Annotated in this window: 16 protein-coding genes; 11 read left to right on the top strand and 5 right to left on the bottom strand. The window is 65.8% G+C overall.

The genetic code is table 11. The annotated features are described in order from the left end of the window. Positions 1 to 129: 129 nt before the first annotated feature. The 3 genes from R9J51_RS09115 to R9J51_RS09105 all read right to left on the bottom strand — a co-directional run bounded on the left by R9J51_RS09115 (position 130) and on the right by R9J51_RS09105 (position 5,364). Positions 130 to 1,503: a class II 3-deoxy-7-phosphoheptulonate synthase gene (locus tag R9J51_RS09115; RefSeq protein WP_168554244.1), complete on the bottom strand. Its 1,374-nt coding sequence runs from the start codon at positions 1,501 to 1,503 to the stop codon at positions 130 to 132. Between the two features lie 206 nt (positions 1,504 to 1,709). Further along, positions 1,710 to 4,613: a M16 family metallopeptidase gene (locus R9J51_RS09110; RefSeq protein ID WP_179504270.1), complete on the bottom strand. Its 2,904-nt coding sequence runs from the start codon at positions 4,611 to 4,613 to the stop codon at positions 1,710 to 1,712. Positions 4,614 to 4,695: 82 nt separating this feature from the next. Next, positions 4,696 to 5,364: an FKBP-type peptidyl-prolyl cis-trans isomerase gene (locus R9J51_RS09105; protein WP_179504269.1), complete on the bottom strand. Its 669-nt coding sequence runs from the start codon at positions 5,362 to 5,364 to the stop codon at positions 4,696 to 4,698. A gap of 122 nt (positions 5,365 to 5,486) precedes the next feature. Here R9J51_RS09105 and R9J51_RS09100 point away from each other — a divergent pair, with 122 nt between their 5' ends. The 7 genes from R9J51_RS09100 (at position 5,487) to miaB (ending at position 10,812) form a co-directional block, all read left to right on the top strand. Continuing rightward, positions 5,487 to 6,062, top strand: a complete 576-nt coding sequence (locus tag R9J51_RS09100; protein ID WP_168554241.1) for a NifU family protein — start codon at positions 5,487 to 5,489, stop codon at positions 6,060 to 6,062. 16 nt (positions 6,063 to 6,078) lie between these two features. Next, entirely contained in the window at positions 6,079 to 6,753 is a 675-nt protein-coding gene (gene tsaB, locus R9J51_RS09095) for a tRNA (adenosine(37)-N6)-threonylcarbamoyltransferase complex dimerization subunit type 1 TsaB (protein WP_179504268.1), read from the top strand. Positions 6,754 to 6,777: 24 nt separating this feature from the next. Next, entirely contained in the window at positions 6,778 to 7,245 is a 468-nt protein-coding gene (locus R9J51_RS09090) for a GNAT family N-acetyltransferase (protein WP_168554239.1), read from the top strand. A 173-nt stretch (positions 7,246 to 7,418) separates the two neighbouring features. After that, complete coding sequence (locus tag R9J51_RS09085) at positions 7,419 to 7,877, top strand: MucR family transcriptional regulator (RefSeq protein WP_168554238.1); 459 nt, start codon at positions 7,419 to 7,421, stop codon at positions 7,875 to 7,877. Positions 7,878 to 8,128: 251 nt separating this feature from the next. Beyond that, positions 8,129 to 8,551 (top strand): Fur family transcriptional regulator, encoded by a 423-nt coding sequence (locus tag R9J51_RS09080; RefSeq protein WP_179504267.1) that lies wholly within the window; start codon positions 8,129 to 8,131, stop codon positions 8,549 to 8,551. A 7-nt stretch (positions 8,552 to 8,558) separates the two neighbouring features. Then, positions 8,559 to 9,413 carry a lysophospholipid acyltransferase family protein gene (locus R9J51_RS09075; RefSeq protein WP_168554236.1) on the top strand — a complete coding sequence of 285 codons (855 nt, stop codon included), beginning with the start codon at positions 8,559 to 8,561 and terminating at the stop codon, positions 9,411 to 9,413. 76 nt (positions 9,414 to 9,489) lie between these two features. Then, positions 9,490 to 10,812 carry a tRNA (N6-isopentenyl adenosine(37)-C2)-methylthiotransferase MiaB gene (gene miaB / locus R9J51_RS09070; RefSeq protein WP_179504266.1) on the top strand — a complete coding sequence of 441 codons (1,323 nt, stop codon included), beginning with the start codon at positions 9,490 to 9,492 and terminating at the stop codon, positions 10,810 to 10,812. An 81-nt stretch (positions 10,813 to 10,893) separates the two neighbouring features. Here the strand turns inward: miaB and R9J51_RS09065 are convergent, their stop codons facing one another. Continuing rightward, complete coding sequence (locus R9J51_RS09065) at positions 10,894 to 11,202, bottom strand: hypothetical protein (protein ID WP_179504265.1); 309 nt, start codon at positions 11,200 to 11,202, stop codon at positions 10,894 to 10,896. A gap of 274 nt (positions 11,203 to 11,476) precedes the next feature. On the opposite strand from R9J51_RS09065, the gene R9J51_RS09060 reads away from it, so the two are divergent. The 4 genes from R9J51_RS09060 to R9J51_RS09045 all read left to right on the top strand — a co-directional run bounded on the left by R9J51_RS09060 (position 11,477) and on the right by R9J51_RS09045 (position 15,096). Then, on the top strand, positions 11,477 to 12,568 hold the full coding sequence (locus R9J51_RS09060; protein WP_179504264.1) for a PhoH family protein: 1,092 nt from the start codon (positions 11,477 to 11,479) through the stop codon (positions 12,566 to 12,568). 172 nt (positions 12,569 to 12,740) lie between these two features. Further along, on the top strand, positions 12,741 to 13,235 hold the full coding sequence (ybeY, locus tag R9J51_RS09055; RefSeq protein WP_168554232.1) for an rRNA maturation RNase YbeY: 495 nt from the start codon (positions 12,741 to 12,743) through the stop codon (positions 13,233 to 13,235). 26 nt (positions 13,236 to 13,261) lie between these two features. Further along, the gene (locus R9J51_RS09050) at positions 13,262 to 14,215 is read left to right on the top strand and encodes a hemolysin family protein (RefSeq protein WP_168554231.1); all 954 of its coding nucleotides are present in this window, start codon (positions 13,262 to 13,264) and stop codon (positions 14,213 to 14,215) included. After that, a complete protein-coding gene (locus tag R9J51_RS09045; protein WP_168554230.1) occupies positions 14,215 to 15,096 on the top strand; it encodes a LysR substrate-binding domain-containing protein in 882 nt (293 codons plus the stop codon). Before R9J51_RS09050 ends, R9J51_RS09045 begins: the two co-directional genes overlap by 1 nt. A gap of 115 nt (positions 15,097 to 15,211) precedes the next feature. On the opposite strand, the gene R9J51_RS09040 is transcribed toward R9J51_RS09045, so the two are convergent. Then, complete coding sequence (locus R9J51_RS09040) at positions 15,212 to 16,756, bottom strand: acetyl-CoA hydrolase/transferase family protein (protein ID WP_179504262.1); 1,545 nt, start codon at positions 16,754 to 16,756, stop codon at positions 15,212 to 15,214. Positions 16,757 to 16,816: the final 60 nt, after the last annotated feature.

The following is a 16,816-nucleotide window of genomic DNA, read 5'->3' as shown; positions in this document are numbered from 1 at the left end:
GAGCAAGAAACACATGTATTCCAGCGTCACCCCGGACTTGATCCGGGGTCCTGCTTGTTGGAAGCATGGCGCCACGCTTCCAACACCCCAACCCCTCCTCACGAAAAGGAGGGGGCTTTCAGGGGCAGCTTACGCCGCTTCAGCTTTCTTTTCGGCGTGTTCCAGGTTGAGCATTTCGGCCAGGAGGAACGCCAGTTCGATCGACTGCGCTGCGTTGAGGCGCGGGTCGCAGTGGGTGTGGTAACGGTCGGCCAGGCCTTCCTGGGTGATCGCCACGGCGCCGCCGGTGCATTCGGTCACGTCGCGGCCAGTCATTTCGATGTGGATGCCGCCGGCATGGGTGCCTTCGGCGCGGTGCACGGCAAAGAAGCCCTTCACTTCGCCCAGGATGCGGTCGAACGGACGGGTCTTGTAGCCGTTGTCGGCCTTGATCACGTTGCCGTGCATCGGGTCGCAGCTCCACACCACCGGGTGCCCTTCGCGCTTCACCGCGCGCACCAGCGCGGGCAGGCCGGCTTCCACCTTGTCATGGCCATAGCGGCTGATCAGGGTGATGCGCCCGGCTTCGCGCGCGGGGTTGAGCGTGTCGAGCATGCGCAGCAGCGCATCGGGGGTGAGGCTGGGGCCGCACTTCATGCCGATGGGATTGCCCACGCCGCGCAGGAATTCGACGTGCGCCGAACCTTCGAAGCGGGTGCGATCGCCGATCCACAGCATGTGCGCGCTGGTGTCGTACCAATCGCCAGTCAGCGAATCCTGCCGCGTCATCGCCTCTTCATACGGCAGCAACAGCGCTTCGTGGCTGGTGTAGAAGTTCGTGCCCTGCAACTGCGGCACGCTCGACGGGTTGACCCCGCAGGCTTCCATGAAGTCCAGCGCTTCGCCGATCTTGTCGGCCATTTCGCCAAACTTGGTGGCCCAGGGGCTCTTGGCGATATGATCGAGCGTCCAGCCGTGGACCTGGCGCAAGTTGGCATAGCCGCCGCCGGCAAAGGCGCGCAGCAGGTTGAGCGTGGCAGCCGCCTGGCTATAGGCGCGCAGCATCCGGTCGGGATCGGGAATGCGCTGCTCGGGCGTGAAATCGATGCCGTTGATGTTGTCGCCCAGGTAGCTCGGCAGTTCCACATCGCCCTGGCGCTCGACCGGCGAGGAGCGCGGCTTGGCGAACTGGCCGGCCATGCGGCCAACCTTCACCACCGGCTGCTTGCTGGCAAAGGTGAGGACGACGGCCATCTGCAACAGCACCCGGAACGTGTCGCGGATGTTGTTGGGATGAAACTCGGCAAAACTTTCGGCGCAGTCCCCGCCCTGGAGCAGGAAACCCTTGCCCGCCGCCACCTGGGCCAGATCGGCCTTGAGCGCGCGTGCTTCGCCGGCAAAGACCAGCGGCGGAAAGCTTGTCAGGGTGCTTTCCACCGCGTTCAGCTTCTCCGCATCGGGATAGACGGGCAGATGCCGCGCCTCTTGATCCCGCCAGCTCTTTGCATTCCAGTTCTGTGCCACTGTCCTCTTTCCTTTCAAGACGCGCGGACATAGGCGCTGCCACGCCGGATTGCAAAGGAAGCCTTGCGGACACTGTGATCGACATTTTGTTGCGTGGGTGGAAGCAAATCCCCCTCACGGCGGCCTGCGGCCGCGCCGTTGCGCGTGCCCCCCTCCACGGCCTGTGGCCGCCACCTCCCCCCGCAATGCGGAGGGAGGATCCGTTGTCAGTTCTTGGGTTGGGGAACCACTTCGACACGCCACGAGCGGTCGTGCTGGAGATAGCGGGCGGCCAGCGCCTGCATCGCTTCGGGTGTGGTCTTGCTGTAATCGACCAGGATCGAGCGGATATCGTCGAACTTGCCCGGTTCCTGCGCGCCGCCGCCCAGCAGCGACATGTAGAAGCTGTTGCCCGTGCTGGCACGGGTGATCAACTGCTTGAGCGGTTCGGTCACGCGCGCGATCTCGTCCGGCGATGGCGGATAGGCGACAAGGTCGGATGCGATCTTGTCGGCCGAGGCGAAGAAGGCCGTAAGATCCTGCGGCCGCAACTGCACCGTGGCCCCCAGGTATCCGCCCGAAGGCAGGTCCATCGGCCACACCGATTCCACTTGCGGCGCATAGGACGCGCCGATCTTCTCGCGCATTTCATCGAACAGGCGATTGTTGACGATCTGCGCCAGGATTTCGAGCTGGCGCGATTCGTGCACCCCCGTGCGCCCGCCGCCCGTGGGCCACACGACCATGGCCGCCGCCGTGTTGGGATCACCGCTGTGGGTGAGGACAACGGGCGTTTCGTTGTGGGCGGGCAGATGGGGATCGAGCGGCGGCGGCGTGGCAGCCACGCGCGGGGGCAGCGCGCCGAACGTGGCATTGAGCGCGTCGAGCGCCTGTTCGCGCGTGAAATCGCCGAACATGTCCACCTCGATCGGGCCTTGCGCCAGCAGGGGTTGCCACACGCGGCGGAAATCGTCGGCGGTGACGGTATCGAGCGCGGCCGGATCGGGGATCTTGTAGCGCGGATCCTTGTCCTTGAGCAGCCAGCCCATGTCCCGCTGCAACACCGCCTGGGGCGAAGAGCCGCTGGCAGCGTATTGCAGCTTGGCCGCGGCCACCGCCCGCATGATCGGGTTTGCGTCCCACCGCGGCTGCGCTAGCTTGGCCGCGAACAGATAGAGCTGGTCCTTCAGGTCGGACGGGCGCGTATCGGCCGAAAACTCGAACGCGGTATCGTCGAGCTTGAAATTGAGGTTGAACTTGCGGCCCGTGGCCAGTTCATCCATCGCATTGCGATCGACCTGGCCAAAGCCGGTTTCCATCAGCGCCATGTCCCCCAGCGGGGCATAGACCGCGTCCTTGGGGGCAATCGCGGCCAGGCCGCCGCCAAAGCGGATGCGGATGATGATCCGCCCCGGTTCGGCATCGTTGGCCCAAAGCAGCGCCTTGACCCCGTTCGACAGGGTAAGCCGCTCGATGCCCAGAACGCCGGTCTGCTCGGCCTGAACCACGGTGCCCGGCGCACCGATCGCGGGCAGTTGGGCAAAAGTCAGCTTGTCGGTCGGCAGGCGGATGCTGCTGGCGACCACCGGCTTGGCGGTCAGCGCCGCGCGCACGTCGGCATCGGTGGCGCCGGTATCGCGCGGGGTGGTGAGCATGCCGCGGATCGCGGTGCCCCTGAACAGCGCGCGGGTGTGTTCCAGCGCGGCCTGGGGCGTGAACAGGGGGATGGACTTCTGGAAGATGGTGTAGACGGTATCGGGGTTGGCCACCGTCTCGCGGATGTCCACCGCCTGGGTGATGTCGTCCGCCAGATCCGACCCGGCCTGGGTCCGCTGGGTTTCCACCGGCACCTTGAACGACAGGTTGAATTCGGCCACTTCGCGATCGATGTCGGCCTGCGAGGGTGGCGAAGCGAGCGCATCGGCGATTACCGCGCGCACATCGGCAACGGCGGCCTTCCAATCGTCGCCCAGCGGGGTGACCGAAACCAGCGTGGTATCGGCAGAACGCGCATAGTTCTGCTGGTCGATCGAAGCCGAGAGATAGCTGCCGCCGGCCCGCGCGCGCACCGCCAGGCGGCGATTGATCAGCGCCATGGCCAGCCGGTCGATCATCAGCCCCTGGTTATAGGCGATGGTATCGGCGTGCCGCTTCCACGGGCGCACGATGGCATAGTTGAACTGCAGCGGAACGCTGGGTTCGACGATGACCTTGGCGCCGTCCACCGGATTGGCCGGATCGGTGCCCTTGGGGGCCACCGGCTTGCCGAAATCGACCGGCGCGGGCTTGGGCCCCTTGCCCGTCCACGGGCCGAACCACTTCTTGATCTGCTCGATCATCGCCTGCGGATCGGCATCACCGGCCACCACGATGATCGTGTTGTCGGGCCGATACCACTTGTCGTGGAACGCCTTGATGCTTTCGGGCGTCGCGGCCTGGAGCGTTTCGACCGTGCCGATGGGCGAACGCGTGGCGGCCGGCTGGCCGGCAAAGAACAGCGCGCGGGTGGCATCGGAAACGCGGGTTTGCGGGCCGGAGCGCTCGCGCATTTCCGCGAGCACGATCGGCACTTCGGTCTTCACCCCCTGCGGCGTGAAGATCGGCGCGGCGATCATGCCCGACAGCAGCATGAACGTTTCATCCAGCTTGGCCGGCGTGGCGCCGGGCAGATCGAGCTTGTAGACGGTTTGCGTGCCGCTGGTTTCGGCGTTGGTGTCACTGCCGAACGTGGCGCCCAGGCGCTGCCAGGTGGGGATCGCTTCGCCAGACTTGAGATACTTGGAATCGCGGAACGTGAGATGCTCGATCAGGTGGGCAAAGCCCTGCTGCGCATCGGTTTCATAGAACGATCCGGCATCGACCAGCACGCGCACCGAAACCTGATCGGGCGGCACCCCGTTGTGGCGCACCGCATAGCGCAGGCCATTGGGCAGCCGGCCAAAGATCCATTCCTTGTCCTGCGGCACGTCGCTGCCGACGTAGAGCCAGTTCTGCGCGGTGTTGTCCACCGCCGTCGCCATCGGGGCGGCACGCGCCTGGGCCTGGGCGGGAAAGCCGGCCGGCGCCGTGGTGGCGAGCAGGGAAAGAACGAGAAAAGCGAAGCGCCGCGAGCGCCAGGTGTTCGATCGCATCCGCCATCTATAGGGAGGGGGTTTGTGAAGGGCCAGTGAATAGACTGGCCCTTCAGCGAGATCGTATCGCTATTTTACGCCGTTATGGCTTGGGCGTGGCAGCGGGAGCAGGAGCCGCCGGGGTGGCGGGGGCTGCGGGCTGTTCAGCGCCGGCCGGGCCGGTGCCGCCTTGCGCGGCAGCGGCGGCGGCGCGCATCTTTTCCACTTCGGCGGCGGTCTTGTAATCGACCAGTTCGACCTGGAACACGAGATCGGCATTGGCCGGGATGGTATCGCCCGCCCCTTGCGCGCCATAGCCGATCGCGGCCGGCACGCAGAAGCGCCAGGTGCTGCCCTTGGCCATCAGTTGCAGGCCTTCGGAAAAGCCGGGGATCACGCCTTCCACGGGAAAGGCGGCGGCGGTGTTCTGGTCGAACACGCGGCCGTCGGCAGCAAGATAGCCGATATAGTTGACCAGCACGTAATCGCCCTTGGCCGGATGGGCCGCTTCGGCCGAAGGCTTGAGCGAGACGGTGCCCAGGCCCGAGGCGGTCTTGGCGCTGCACTGGCGCTGGCCGGCGGGCACCACCGGCATCAGCGGCACGGGCAGGATCGCGGTGGACAGCGCCGCTGCGGCGGCCGGGCGGGCCGCGGCCTTGGCCGGGGCCTTGGCAGGCACTGCCAGGGCCGGGACGGCAAGCGCCGGCAGGGCGAGCAAGGCAGCGGAAACGAGCGTGGCGAAGCGCGCGCGGCGCGAGAGGGCAGTGATCATGGCGCGGTTCATAGCAGCCAGCCGGGCCCATTCCAGCGAAATAGCGCGCCAATCGCGGTTCCAGGGGCCCTCTGACCCCTCTCGCCCCTTGACCCATGCCCCCCCCGTCCTAAATGCAGACCATGTTCATCGAAACCGAAACCACGCCGAATCCGGCCACGCTCAAGTTCCTCCCGGGAGAACGGGTGATGGCCAGCGGCACGCGCTCGTTCACCTCGCCCGAAGAGGCCGAGGCCTCGCCCCTGGCGCAGGCCCTGTTTTCCCTGGGTGACGTGACCGAAGTGCTGTTCGGCCAGGAATTCGTGGCGGTGACGATCGCCCCCGGCGCGCAGTGGCCTGATGCCAAGCCGCAGGTGCTGGCGATCCTGCTCGATCACTTCGTGTCGCAGGCGCCGCTCTTTGCCGGCGGCAGCGCGGCCGAGATCGCAGTGCCCGGCGAGGACGAGGACTTGGGCGACGATCCGGCCGACGCCGATATCGTGGACCAGATCAAGGACCTGATCGAAACCCGCGTGCGTCCGGCCGTCGCCAACGATGGTGGTGACATCATCTACAAGGGTTTCCGCGAAGGCGTGGTCTACCTCAAGATGCAGGGCGCCTGTTCGGGCTGTCCTTCGTCCACCGCCACGCTCAAGCACGGGATCGAAAGCCTGCTCAAGCACTACGTGCCCGAAGTGACCGAAGTGCGCGCGGCCTGAGCGCAGCGACCCGACGATGGCCGATCCCGCTCCGTTCGACCCTGCTTGGTTCAACAGGCGCCGACTGGTGATCGACAGTGCCACCGAAAGCTGTTCGGTGGCACTTTTCGAAGATGATGTGCTGCTGGCCGGCGAATGCCTGATGCTCGGGCGCGGCCATGCCGAACGGTTGGTGCCGATGATCGCCGCCCTGCCCGACAAGGGGCGCGCCGGCACGATCTGGGTCGATAGCGGGCCGGGCAGCTTTACCGGCATCCGTGTCGGCCTGGCCGCAGCGCGCGCACTGGCCCTGGCCTGGAACGCCCAGGTTCTGGGTTACCAGAGCCTGGCCCTGGTGGCCGCCATGGCGCATGCCGGGCAGGACAGCCCCACCCCGGTCGATGTGGTCATGACCGGCGGCCACGGCGAATGGTTCTTCCGTCCGTTCGATGCCGCGGGCCAGCCGCTGGCCCCCCTGGTTTCCCTGCCCCCGCAAGACGTGCTGGCGCGGCTTGCCGCACCGCTGGTTGCCGGCAGCCAGGCCGATGCCTGCGCCGCGGCGCGGCCCGGCGTGGAAACGCGCGCGCTGTGGCCTGATGCGCGCAGCGCCGGCCTGCTCGCACCGGGTCTGCTGTCCGATGGCGCGGCCCCAGCTTATGGCCGGGCGCCCGATGCGCGCCTGCCCGCCGCGGCTGCTGCCCTGCCCGCATGATGGCCTTGGCGTGACGAAGCCGGCATGACGGCACCCGTGGACGATCTCGACCGGATCATGGCCGTGATGACCGCGGCTTTTCCCCCCGACTATGGCGAAGCGTGGAATCGCCGGCAGGTGGGCGATGCCTTGCTGATCGGGCGCACCCGCTATGGCCTGATCGGTGCCGATGGCAGCGAATATCCTCTAGACGCGGAATCGACAGCCGGCTTTTTCTTGTCGCGCAGTATATTCGATGAAGAAGAACTGTTGCTGTTCGCTGTTGCACCGCAATACCGCCGGCGCGGCCTGGGCGACTCGCTTCTGACCCGTTTTATCGCCCAAGCGCGCGAGCTGGGCATGACGCGGCTTTTCCTGGAAATGCGCGAAGGCAATCCGGCCGGCTATCTATATCGCAAGCACGGATTCCAACCCATTGGAATTAGACCGGGTTACTATCGCAGCACGGCAGGCGAAAGGATTGCAGCAATCAGCCAGGAACTAAGACTGTGATTTGAAATTTTGGCAAATCAGCATTTTGTGAAATTTCGGTCATTTTGTCGAATACCGTAGCATCCTGTGGTTGTTTCTCGAATACAATGGCGTATAGACAGGCCACGCGCCTGACTAGTCGGGCTGCCGTCAAAACGTGTCGCACAGCAACATAGAACGAAAGCCGGATCGCAATGAGTGATATCGAAAATGATATGCGTGAAACCCTGATCACGCTAACCTCGGACATCGTTGCCGCCCATGTGAGCAACAACAGCGTCTCGGTGGGTGACCTGCCGGTCCTCATTTCCAATGTCTATTCGGCGCTCGCCGGCCTCAAGCCGTCGGAACCCGTGGCCGAACCCGCGCCCGAACCTGCCGTTTCGATCCGCGCTTCGGTCAAGAACGACCACATCGTGTGCCTGGAAGACGGCAAGAAGCTCAAGATGCTCAAGCGTCACCTGGCCACGCGCTACAACATGACGCCCGAACAGTATCGCGCCCGCTGGAACCTGCCGGCCGACTATCCCATGGTTGCCCCGGCCTATGCCGAAAAGCGCCGCGAACTGGCCAAGAAGATTGGCCTGGGTCGCAAGCCGGCCGCTGCCCCTGCCCCCGCCAAGCGCGGTCGCAAGGCTGCTGCAACGGCCTGATCGGGTGTGCGGGCCGTTTCCGGCTCGCCCTACCGGCAATTTCGGCCCGGCGGGCAGTGGCGCATGGCGCTGCATGTCCGCCGGGCTTTTGCATGCCGGAAAGGTTGCTTGAATTGGGCCGTGGGTGATCGATTTTGCGCTCTTCCACAGCGCCTTGCCACAGCCCCTGCGGTTCTGGCCGCTTGGCCGGTTAACAAGCCCTGCCAATTCCCCTATATGGGTGGCGAAGCAATCAGAATGACGAGAACAGCGTGCACCGAGTGATCGATCTCGAAGCCCTTTGCGCCGAACGTGGCCTGCGCATTACCGACCAGCGCCGCGTGATCGCGCAAGTGCTGTCGGAAAGCACGGATCATCCCGATGTGGAAAAGCTGCACGAGCGGGCCTCTGCCCGCGACCCGCGCATTTCGATCGCCACCGTCTATCGCACCGTGCGCCTGTTCGAAGAGGCCGGCATTCTCGATCGCCATGATTTCGGCGATGGCCGCGCCCGCTATGAAGCGACACCCGAAGCGCACCACGACCACCTGATCGACGTGGAAACCGGCAGGGTGATCGAATTCGTCGATCCCGAACTCGAACAGTTGCAGCGGCAGATCGCGGAAAAGCTGGGCTATCGCCTGGTCGATCACCGCATGGAACTCTACGGCGTGAAGCTCGGCCGAGAGAGCTGATCCTCCCATGCCCCGCCCCCGCAGCATCGGACCGGAACGCGGTTCCCCCATCGGCGCGCTGGGCAAGCTGCGCATCTTCTGGCGTGCCCTTGGCATCATCCTGACGCTGCTGGTCTGCGTGCCGCTGCACTATGTGTGGCGCACCATTCACTACGGCTCCCCGCTGCCGCGGGTGTTCCTGTACCTGACCGCACGCCTGTGCGGGGCGCGGGTGCGGGTCCACGGCACGCCGCTGCGGCGCGACGTGTTCTATATCAGCAACCACCTGTCGTGGGTGGATATCCTGGCGCTGGGCGGCGCGAGCGGCACTGCATTCGTGTCCAAGGCTGAAATCGGCCAGTCGCCGGTGGTGGGCTGGCTGTCGCGGCTCAACCGCACGGTCTTCGTCAGCCGCGAAGACCGCCTGGGCGTGGCCGAACAGATCAACCGCCTGCGCGAGGCATTGGCCGACAACTGGGCCATCACGGTTTTCCCCGAAGGCACCACCACCGACGGGCAATCGCTGCTGCCGTTCAAGACCTCGATGCTGCGCGTGCTGGAACCGCCGCCGCCCGGCGTGCTGGTGCAGCCGGTGGTGCTCGACTATGGCGCCGTGGCGGAATGGATCGGCTGGATCGGCACCGAGGGCGGCATGGCCAATGCCATGCGCATCCTTGCCCGGCGCGGCGCGTTCCGCCTCGACATCCATTTCCTCGACCCGTTCGATCCACGCGATTTCCCCGGCCGCAAGGCGATTGCCGCCGAAGCGCGCAACCGCATCGTGCCCGCCATGGAACGCAACCTGGGCAAGCCGCTGCGCCCGTTCCACCTGGACGTGCCACAAGTGGGCTATAGCCGCGAGAAGCACGACCGCGCGGCATGATGCGGCTGGCGCGGGGGCTTCGCACGCGCGCAAGGCAGTTCCAATTGCCGCCCGATTGCCTTATGGGGCGCGGCTTATGCCCGCAGAGAATCCCCCCCGGACGTTTCACGTCAAGAGCTTCGGCTGCCAGATGAACGTCTATGACGGCGAGCGCATGGCCGAATTGCTGACCGCGCAAGGCATGACTGCGACCGCAGAACGCGATGGCGCCGACCTTGTCGTGCTCAACACCTGCCACATCCGCGAAAAGGCCACCGAAAAGGTCTATTCCGACATCGGCCGCCTGCGCCGGGACGATGGCAGCGTGCCGCTGATCGCCGTGGCCGGCTGCGTGGCCCAGGCCGAGGGCGAGGAAATCATGAAGCGCGCGCCGTCGGTCAAGGTCGTGGTGGGGCCGCAGGCCTATCACCGCCTGCCCGACATGGTGGCCGACGCTGCCGCCGGCAAGAGCGGCACCGAAACCGACATGCCGGCCGAGGCGAAGTTCGCCGCGCTGCCCAGGCGTCGCCGTTCCGGCCCCAGCGCCTTCCTGACCGTGCAGGAAGGCTGTGACAAGTTCTGCACCTATTGCGTGGTGCCCTATACGCGCGGCGCGGAAATCTCGCGTCCGTTCACCGATCTGGTGGAGGAAGCCAAGCTGCTGGTGGCCGGTGGCGCGCGCGAGATCACGTTGCTGGGCCAGAACGTGAATGCCTGGAGCGGGCAGGACGACAAGGGCCGCGCCATCGGCCTGGACGGCCTGATCCGCGTGCTGGCGGCAGAGCCGGACCTGGCGCGCATCCGCTATACCACCAGCCATCCCAACGACATGAGCGACGGTTTGATTGCCGCGCATGGCGAGATCGACAAGCTGATGCCGTTCCTGCACTTGCCGGTGCAGGCGGGCAACGATCGCGTGCTCAAGGCAATGAACCGCAGCCACACGGTGGAAAGCTATCTGAAGATCCTCGATCGCGTGCGCGCCGCCCGGCCCGACATCGCGCTGTCGGGCGATTTCATCGTCGGCTTTCCCGGAGAGACCGAGGCCGAGTTCCAGGACACGCTCGACCTGGTCGCCACGGTGCGCCATGCCCAGGCCTTCAGCTTCAAGTATTCGCCCCGCCCCGGCACCCCGGCCGCGACGATGGACGGCCAGGTCGCAGCCGAGGTCATGGACGAGCGGCTGAAACGGCTGCAGGCCGCGTTGGTGCGCGATGCCACCGCGTTCAACCAGGCCAGCGTGGGCAGGCGCTGCCAGGTTCTGGTGGAACGGCGCGGGCGCCATCCCGGCCAGTGGCTGGGCAAGTCCCCCTGGCTGCAATCGGTGCATTTCACCGGAGAGGTGGCGATCGGCGATCTCGTCACGGTCGATCTGGTGGAAGCTGGGCCCAATTCGCTCGCCGGCCAACTGGTGGCCTGAACGCCGGCGCTTATCGGCATGAAAAGGCCCCCGCCGCATCACGCGACGGGGGCCTTTGCTTTGTCAGCTCAGCGCCAGGCCTCAGCCATGGTGGTGATGGTGGCGGTAGGCGTGACGGATCTTGTGGTGCATCACCTTGCGATCATGGCGCAGTTCGCGGGCGTCGTGGCGCACTTCGTGACGGGCAACGCGGGCGGCGCGTTCGTTGCCATGCGCACGGGCGACGGCCAGGCGTTCGCGATCGTGGCGGAATTCGGTGCGGTCATGGCGCACTTCGTGGCGGGCGGCGGCAACTGCGGGGGTCTGGACCGGCTGGGCATTAGCCATGGCCGGGGCAACCACGGGAGCGAGAACGGCGGCAGCGACAATGGCGAGGACGAACTTGCGCATGGGGGTAACTCCTTGATCGGCCGAGGTTGGCAGACACTTGGGGCAGAGCGCCTTGGCGTGTCCGTCGGCCATGAAGCGGTTATGGCGCGCAGCGGCTGAACGCGTGCCGAAGGATTGCGCAAGAAACCGCTCAGGTTTGTCGTGCCCTGGCAGCAAAGTGTCGCGGTCTCGTTACCTATGACAGGCATTTTACGATTGCGGCGCTTGCACCGCGCCGATCACACCTTACACTTGCATAGAGAGTTCGATGAAAGGAGCGCGAAAACCCCATCCCATGGCTCGCAAATTCCCCCGCGCCCACGAAGAGGCGCATCGCGACATGACCTTCGACCGCCCCGGGCACCGTGCCGGAATAACCGGAGATGCCGGGGCAAGGGCCGGGGCCAGGCCGGAAAGTCCACGGCGCGCGCGCGTGGAAGTGGAATTTGAAGAGCAGACGATGCTGGGTGCGCTGTTCGGGCAGTTCGATACCAACCTGGTGCAGATCGAAAACCGCCTGGGCGTGTATATTTCCGCGCGCGGCAACAAGGTCTTGATCGAAGGGCCAGAAGACGCCGTGGCCCGCGCCCGCGACGTGCTCAAGGGCCTGTACCAGCGCCTCAACACCGGACACGAAATCGATAGCGGCGCACTGGAGTCCCTTATTGCGATGAGCGCGGAACCCACCCTGGAAGGCATCATCACCGGCACGCCCGGCAATGCCCCGCCGATCATGATCCGCACCCGCCGCAAGACGATCGTGCCGCGTTCGGCCACGCAGATCTCCTATATGCAGGCGCTGGTGAAGAACGACGTGATCTTTGCCTTGGGGCCGGCAGGCACCGGCAAGACCTATCTGGCCGTGGCCCAGGCCGTGGCCCAGTTGATGACCGGATCGGTACAGCGCCTGATCCTGTCGCGTCCGGCGGTGGAAGCGGGCGAACGGCTGGGCTTCCTGCCGGGCGACATGAAGGAAAAGGTCGATCCCTATCTGCGCCCCCTCTACGATGCGCTATATGACTGCATGCCGCCCGAACAGGTGGAGCGGCGCATCGCCAGCGGCGAAATCGAGATTGCCCCTATCGCCTTCATGCGCGGGCGCACGCTGGCCGATGCCTTTGTCATCCTGGACGAAGCGCAGAACACCACGCCGGCGCAGATGAAGATGTTCCTCACCCGCTTTGGCCAGAACAGCCGCATGGTGGTGTGCGGCGATCCCAAGCAGGTCGACCTTCCCGGCGGCGTGGCGGCCAGCGGCCTGGCCGATGCCGTGGGCCGGCTGGAGGGCGTGGACGGGATCGGCGTGGTTCATTTCAGCCGCGCCGACGTGGTGCGCCACCCGATCGTGGGGCGGATCGTGGAAGCCTATGAGGGGAACGAGGCCTGATCTTGCGCTGTGGCTCCACCACACCCAACCCGCTCCCCTGAAGAGGAGGGGGCGAGGGGGTGGTGGAAACCTCGCGCGAGGCCGATCTTGCATTTTTTGCACATGGCGGCTGGCGCACCCTGCGCCACCATGCCAAAGCGAATCGCCTCCCCCCAATTGTACAGGCCCCCGCATGACCGCGCCGATTCTGGAAATCGACATCGATCCCATCTGGGGAGACGCCACCGATTGGGAGGCATTGGCCAACCGTGCCGCCGAAGCGGCCGCCAAGGTGGCACCCGAACTGGCGCATCCCAACCTGCTGGTCAGCCTGGTCCTGGCAGACGACGAGGAAGTGCACGCACTCAACAAGCAGTGGCGGGCCAAGGACAAGCCGACCAATGTCCTCTCGTTTCCGATGCTTGCCCGCGAGGATGTGCTGCGTGCCGCCGCCGATGAAGGCGCGCCGGGCATGCTTGGCGACCTGATCCTGGCCCAGGGCGTCTGCGCGCGCGAGGCGGCCGAAAAGGGTGTTTCGGTGGAAACCCACGCCACCCACCTGGTGGTCCACGGACTGCTACACCTGGCTGGCTACGATCACGAAGAGGGCGAGGCCCAAGCCGAGGAAATGGAAGACCTGGAGCGGAAGGCGCTTGCCTTGCTGGGCCTGGCCGACCCATATGCATGATGGTTTCTGAAACGGGGAAAGGAACGATGTCCGTGCCCGAGGGCAATGGGCCAAGCGGCGAAGGCCGTTCTGGCGAAGGAGACAGTAGCGGCGCGCTGTGGCGCGTGATCAAGGCCTTTTTCAAAGGGCCCGACCATGATCAATCGCTGCGGGCGCAGATCGAGGAAGCGATCGAAGAGCACGAGCACGAACCCGGCCACATCGAGGGCGCCGATGGCGACCTGGTGCCGGTGGAACGCCAGATGCTCAAGAACCTGCTCCATTTCAGCGAACGCGATGCCGACGATGTCGCCATCCCGCGCGGGCAGATCATCGCCATTCCGGCCTCATCCACCTTTGCCGAGGTGGTCGCCGCCTTTGCCGAGCATGGCCACAGCCGCCTGCCGGTCTATGGCGAATCGCTCGATGAAGTGCAGGGCATGATGCACATCAAGGACGTGTTCCCGTTCCTGGCGGACATGGCCCTGAAAGGCGCGCCCGCGCCGGCCGATTGGACCACGCTGATGCGCCAGCCGCTGTTCGTGCCCCAGGCACGCGGCGCGATCGACGTGCTGGCCGACATGCGCAGCAGCCGCACCCACCTGGCCGTGGTGATCGACGAATATTCCGGCACCGACGGGATCGTCACCTTCGAGGACCTGGTCGAGGAAATCGTCGGCGACGTGGAAGACGAGCACGACGACGCACCCGAAGTGCTGCTCAACCAGCTCGATCCTGATACCTGGGATGCCGATGCGCGCGCCGAACTGGAAGACGTGGCGCAGACGATCGACCCGCGCCTCGCCGAAGTGGAGGAAGATGTCGACACGCTCGGCGGCCTTGCCGTGGTATTGGCCGGCGAAGTGCCGCCGGTGGGCCGTGTGCTGGAACACGAATCCGGCTGGCGCCTGGAAGTGACCGGGGGCGACGAACGCCGCCTGACCCGCATTCGCCTGCATGCCCCCTCCACTGCCCTTGCCGAAGAAGAAGAAGACGCCTGATGATCCGCCGCCTGCCTCCGCTGCGTTCGCTGGAAGCCTTCATCCGCGTGGTGCGCGCGGGATCTGCCAAGACGGCGGCGGCGGAACTGGCGCTCAGCCCCTCGGCCCTGTCGCGGCGGCTGGCGGCACTGGAAGAATTCGTGGGCAAGCCGCTGTTCGAGCGCAAGCACCAGGCACTCAAGCTGACCGAAGACGGGCAGACGCTGTATGATGCCGTGGCCCCGCTGATCGACGAGATGGCCGACCGCATCGACCGCATGATCGACACCGGCAAGGTCATGCGCCTGCGGCTGGGCGTGCTGCCGCTGTTCGGCAGCCAGCGCCTGTTCCCGCGCCTGGGCGAATTGCGCAAGCTGCACCCGCAACTGCACATCGACATCGACAGCTCCACTGCGGCCGAAACCAAGCTGGGCGATACGATCGACGCGGCCATCGTCCTTTCCGAAGGGCCCGATGCCACGCTGCATTCGGTGCGGCTTGATCACAACCGCGTCTATGCCATCGCCAGCAAGCAACTGGCCGAGGAACTGGGCGACCGGCCCGACATGGCCAAGCTGGCCAAGCAGACGTTCCTGGTCCACAACGACCTGCCCGCCAGCTTCGAAGCGTGGAAGCGCACGCTGCACCTGGAAGCGCTGGAACCGGCGGCGATCGACCATTTCGATTCGGGCCAGCTGATCCTGGAAGCCGCCGCGCAAGGGCTGGGCATCGCGATCATGCACGACGATCACTTCAGCCGAAGCCACGATCCCCGCTTGGCCCGGGTCTATGACATCGAGGTGGACAGCCCTTATTCCTACTGGTTCGTCTGCCGCCCGCGCGCGCTGCAATCGCGCCCGGTACGCTTGTTCCATGATTGGATGCTGAAGGCGGGGCTTTAACCAACCCCTCCGTCGGCCTGCTGCCGCCACCTCCCCATTTCATGGGGAGGACCTGGATCCTCCCCGCTCGCGGGGAGGGGGGCCGCCGCGAAGCGGTGGTGGAGGGGAGCCTACCTCACCCCGCCAGCATCGTCCCCTTTTCCACGAAACGCTGGTGCCATGACAACGCCTCGCGCAGCAGCGAGGGCGAGTGCTTGCCATAGGAATCGCGCAGGGCACGGGCGTAGTAATCGGCCAGCTGGTCGCGGTAGAGCGGGTGGACGCAGTTGGCGATGACCTTTTCCGCGCGCTGCTTGGGCGCCAAGCCGCGCAAGTCGGCCAGGCCCTGGTCGGTGACGATCACCTGCACGTCCTGGTCGATATGGTCGACATGGCTGACCTGGGGCACGATCGTGGAAATAGCCCCGCCCTTGGCCACCGAAGGCGCCATGAAGATCGAGATATAGGCATTGCGGGCAAAGTCGCCCGAGCCGCCGATGCCGTTCTGGATGCGCGAGCCCATCAGGTGGGTGGAGTTGACGTTGCCATAGAGATCGGCCTCGATCATGCCGTTCATGGCCAGGCAGCCCAGGCGGCGCACCAGTTCGGGGTGGTTGGAAATCTCCTGCGGGCGCAACACGATGCGATTGCGATAGCGGTGCATTTCGGCATTGAGCGCTTCGGCCGCATCGGGGCTGAGCGAAAAGGCCGTGGCCGAAGCCATCGCCAGCTTGCCCGATGCCAGCAGTTCGAGCATGCCGTCCTGAAGCACTTCGGTATAAGCGGTCATTGGTTCGAACGGGCTGTCCATCAGCCCGTGCAGCACGGCATTGGCGATATTGCCCACGCCCGACTGGATCGGCAGCAGGCTGCGCGGCAGGCGGCCCACGGTGACTTCGTGCTCCAGGAACGCCAGCAGATGGCCGGCAATGGCGCGGGCGGCATCGTCAGGCGCCTTGAACGGGGCATTGCGATCGGGCGTGTCGGTGGCAACCACCGCCACCACCTTGGCCGGATCGATGCGGAACGTGGGCTGGCCGATGCGATCATCGGGATGGGTCAGCGGGATCGGCTGGCGGTGCGGCGGCAGCGCCGTGCCGTAATAGATGTCGTGCATCCCGTGCAGCGCTTCGTGCTGCCAGGAATTGACCTCCAGGATGATCTTGCCCGCGCGGTCCAGCCAGGTCTTGTTGTTGCCCACCGAAGAGGACGGCACCACGCTGCCATCGGGCAGGATTGCCGAGACTTCCACCAGCGCCACGTCGAGCGGGCCGAGGAAGCCCTGCCAGGCGACCGGCGCCACCTGGCTCAGGTGCATGTCGAAATACTGCACAGTGCCCGCGTTGATCTGTTCGCGCACCAAGGGATCGGAATTGTAGGGCAGGCGGAAATCGATGCCCTTGGCCCGCGCCAGCGCGCCATCGAGTTCGGGGCCGGTGGATGCGCCGGTCCAGACCTTGATGGCATAGGGATCGCCCGCCGCGTGCGCTGCTTCCATGTGCCGCGCCAGGGCCTGGGGCACCGCCTTGGGATAGCCCGCGCCGGTAAAACCACTCATCCCCACGACTGCGCCAGGGCCGATCAGGCTTGCGGCATCGTCCGCGCTCATCAGGCGGGCACGATAATCGGGATGGGCAATGCGCGCGGTGGAAACGGGTGCTGACGAAACGGGGGCGTTCATGGGGGGCTCCTCTCGGGTTCGGTCTGCCCTTGCCCCTAGGCCGATGTGCCCATTCCGGCA

The sequence above is a fragment of the Novosphingobium rhizosphaerae genome (assembly GCF_050920675.1).
GTDB classification, from domain to species: Bacteria; Pseudomonadota; Alphaproteobacteria; order Sphingomonadales; family Sphingomonadaceae; genus Novosphingobium; species Novosphingobium rhizosphaerae.
This window is presented reverse-complemented; position numbering and strand designations above follow the sequence as displayed.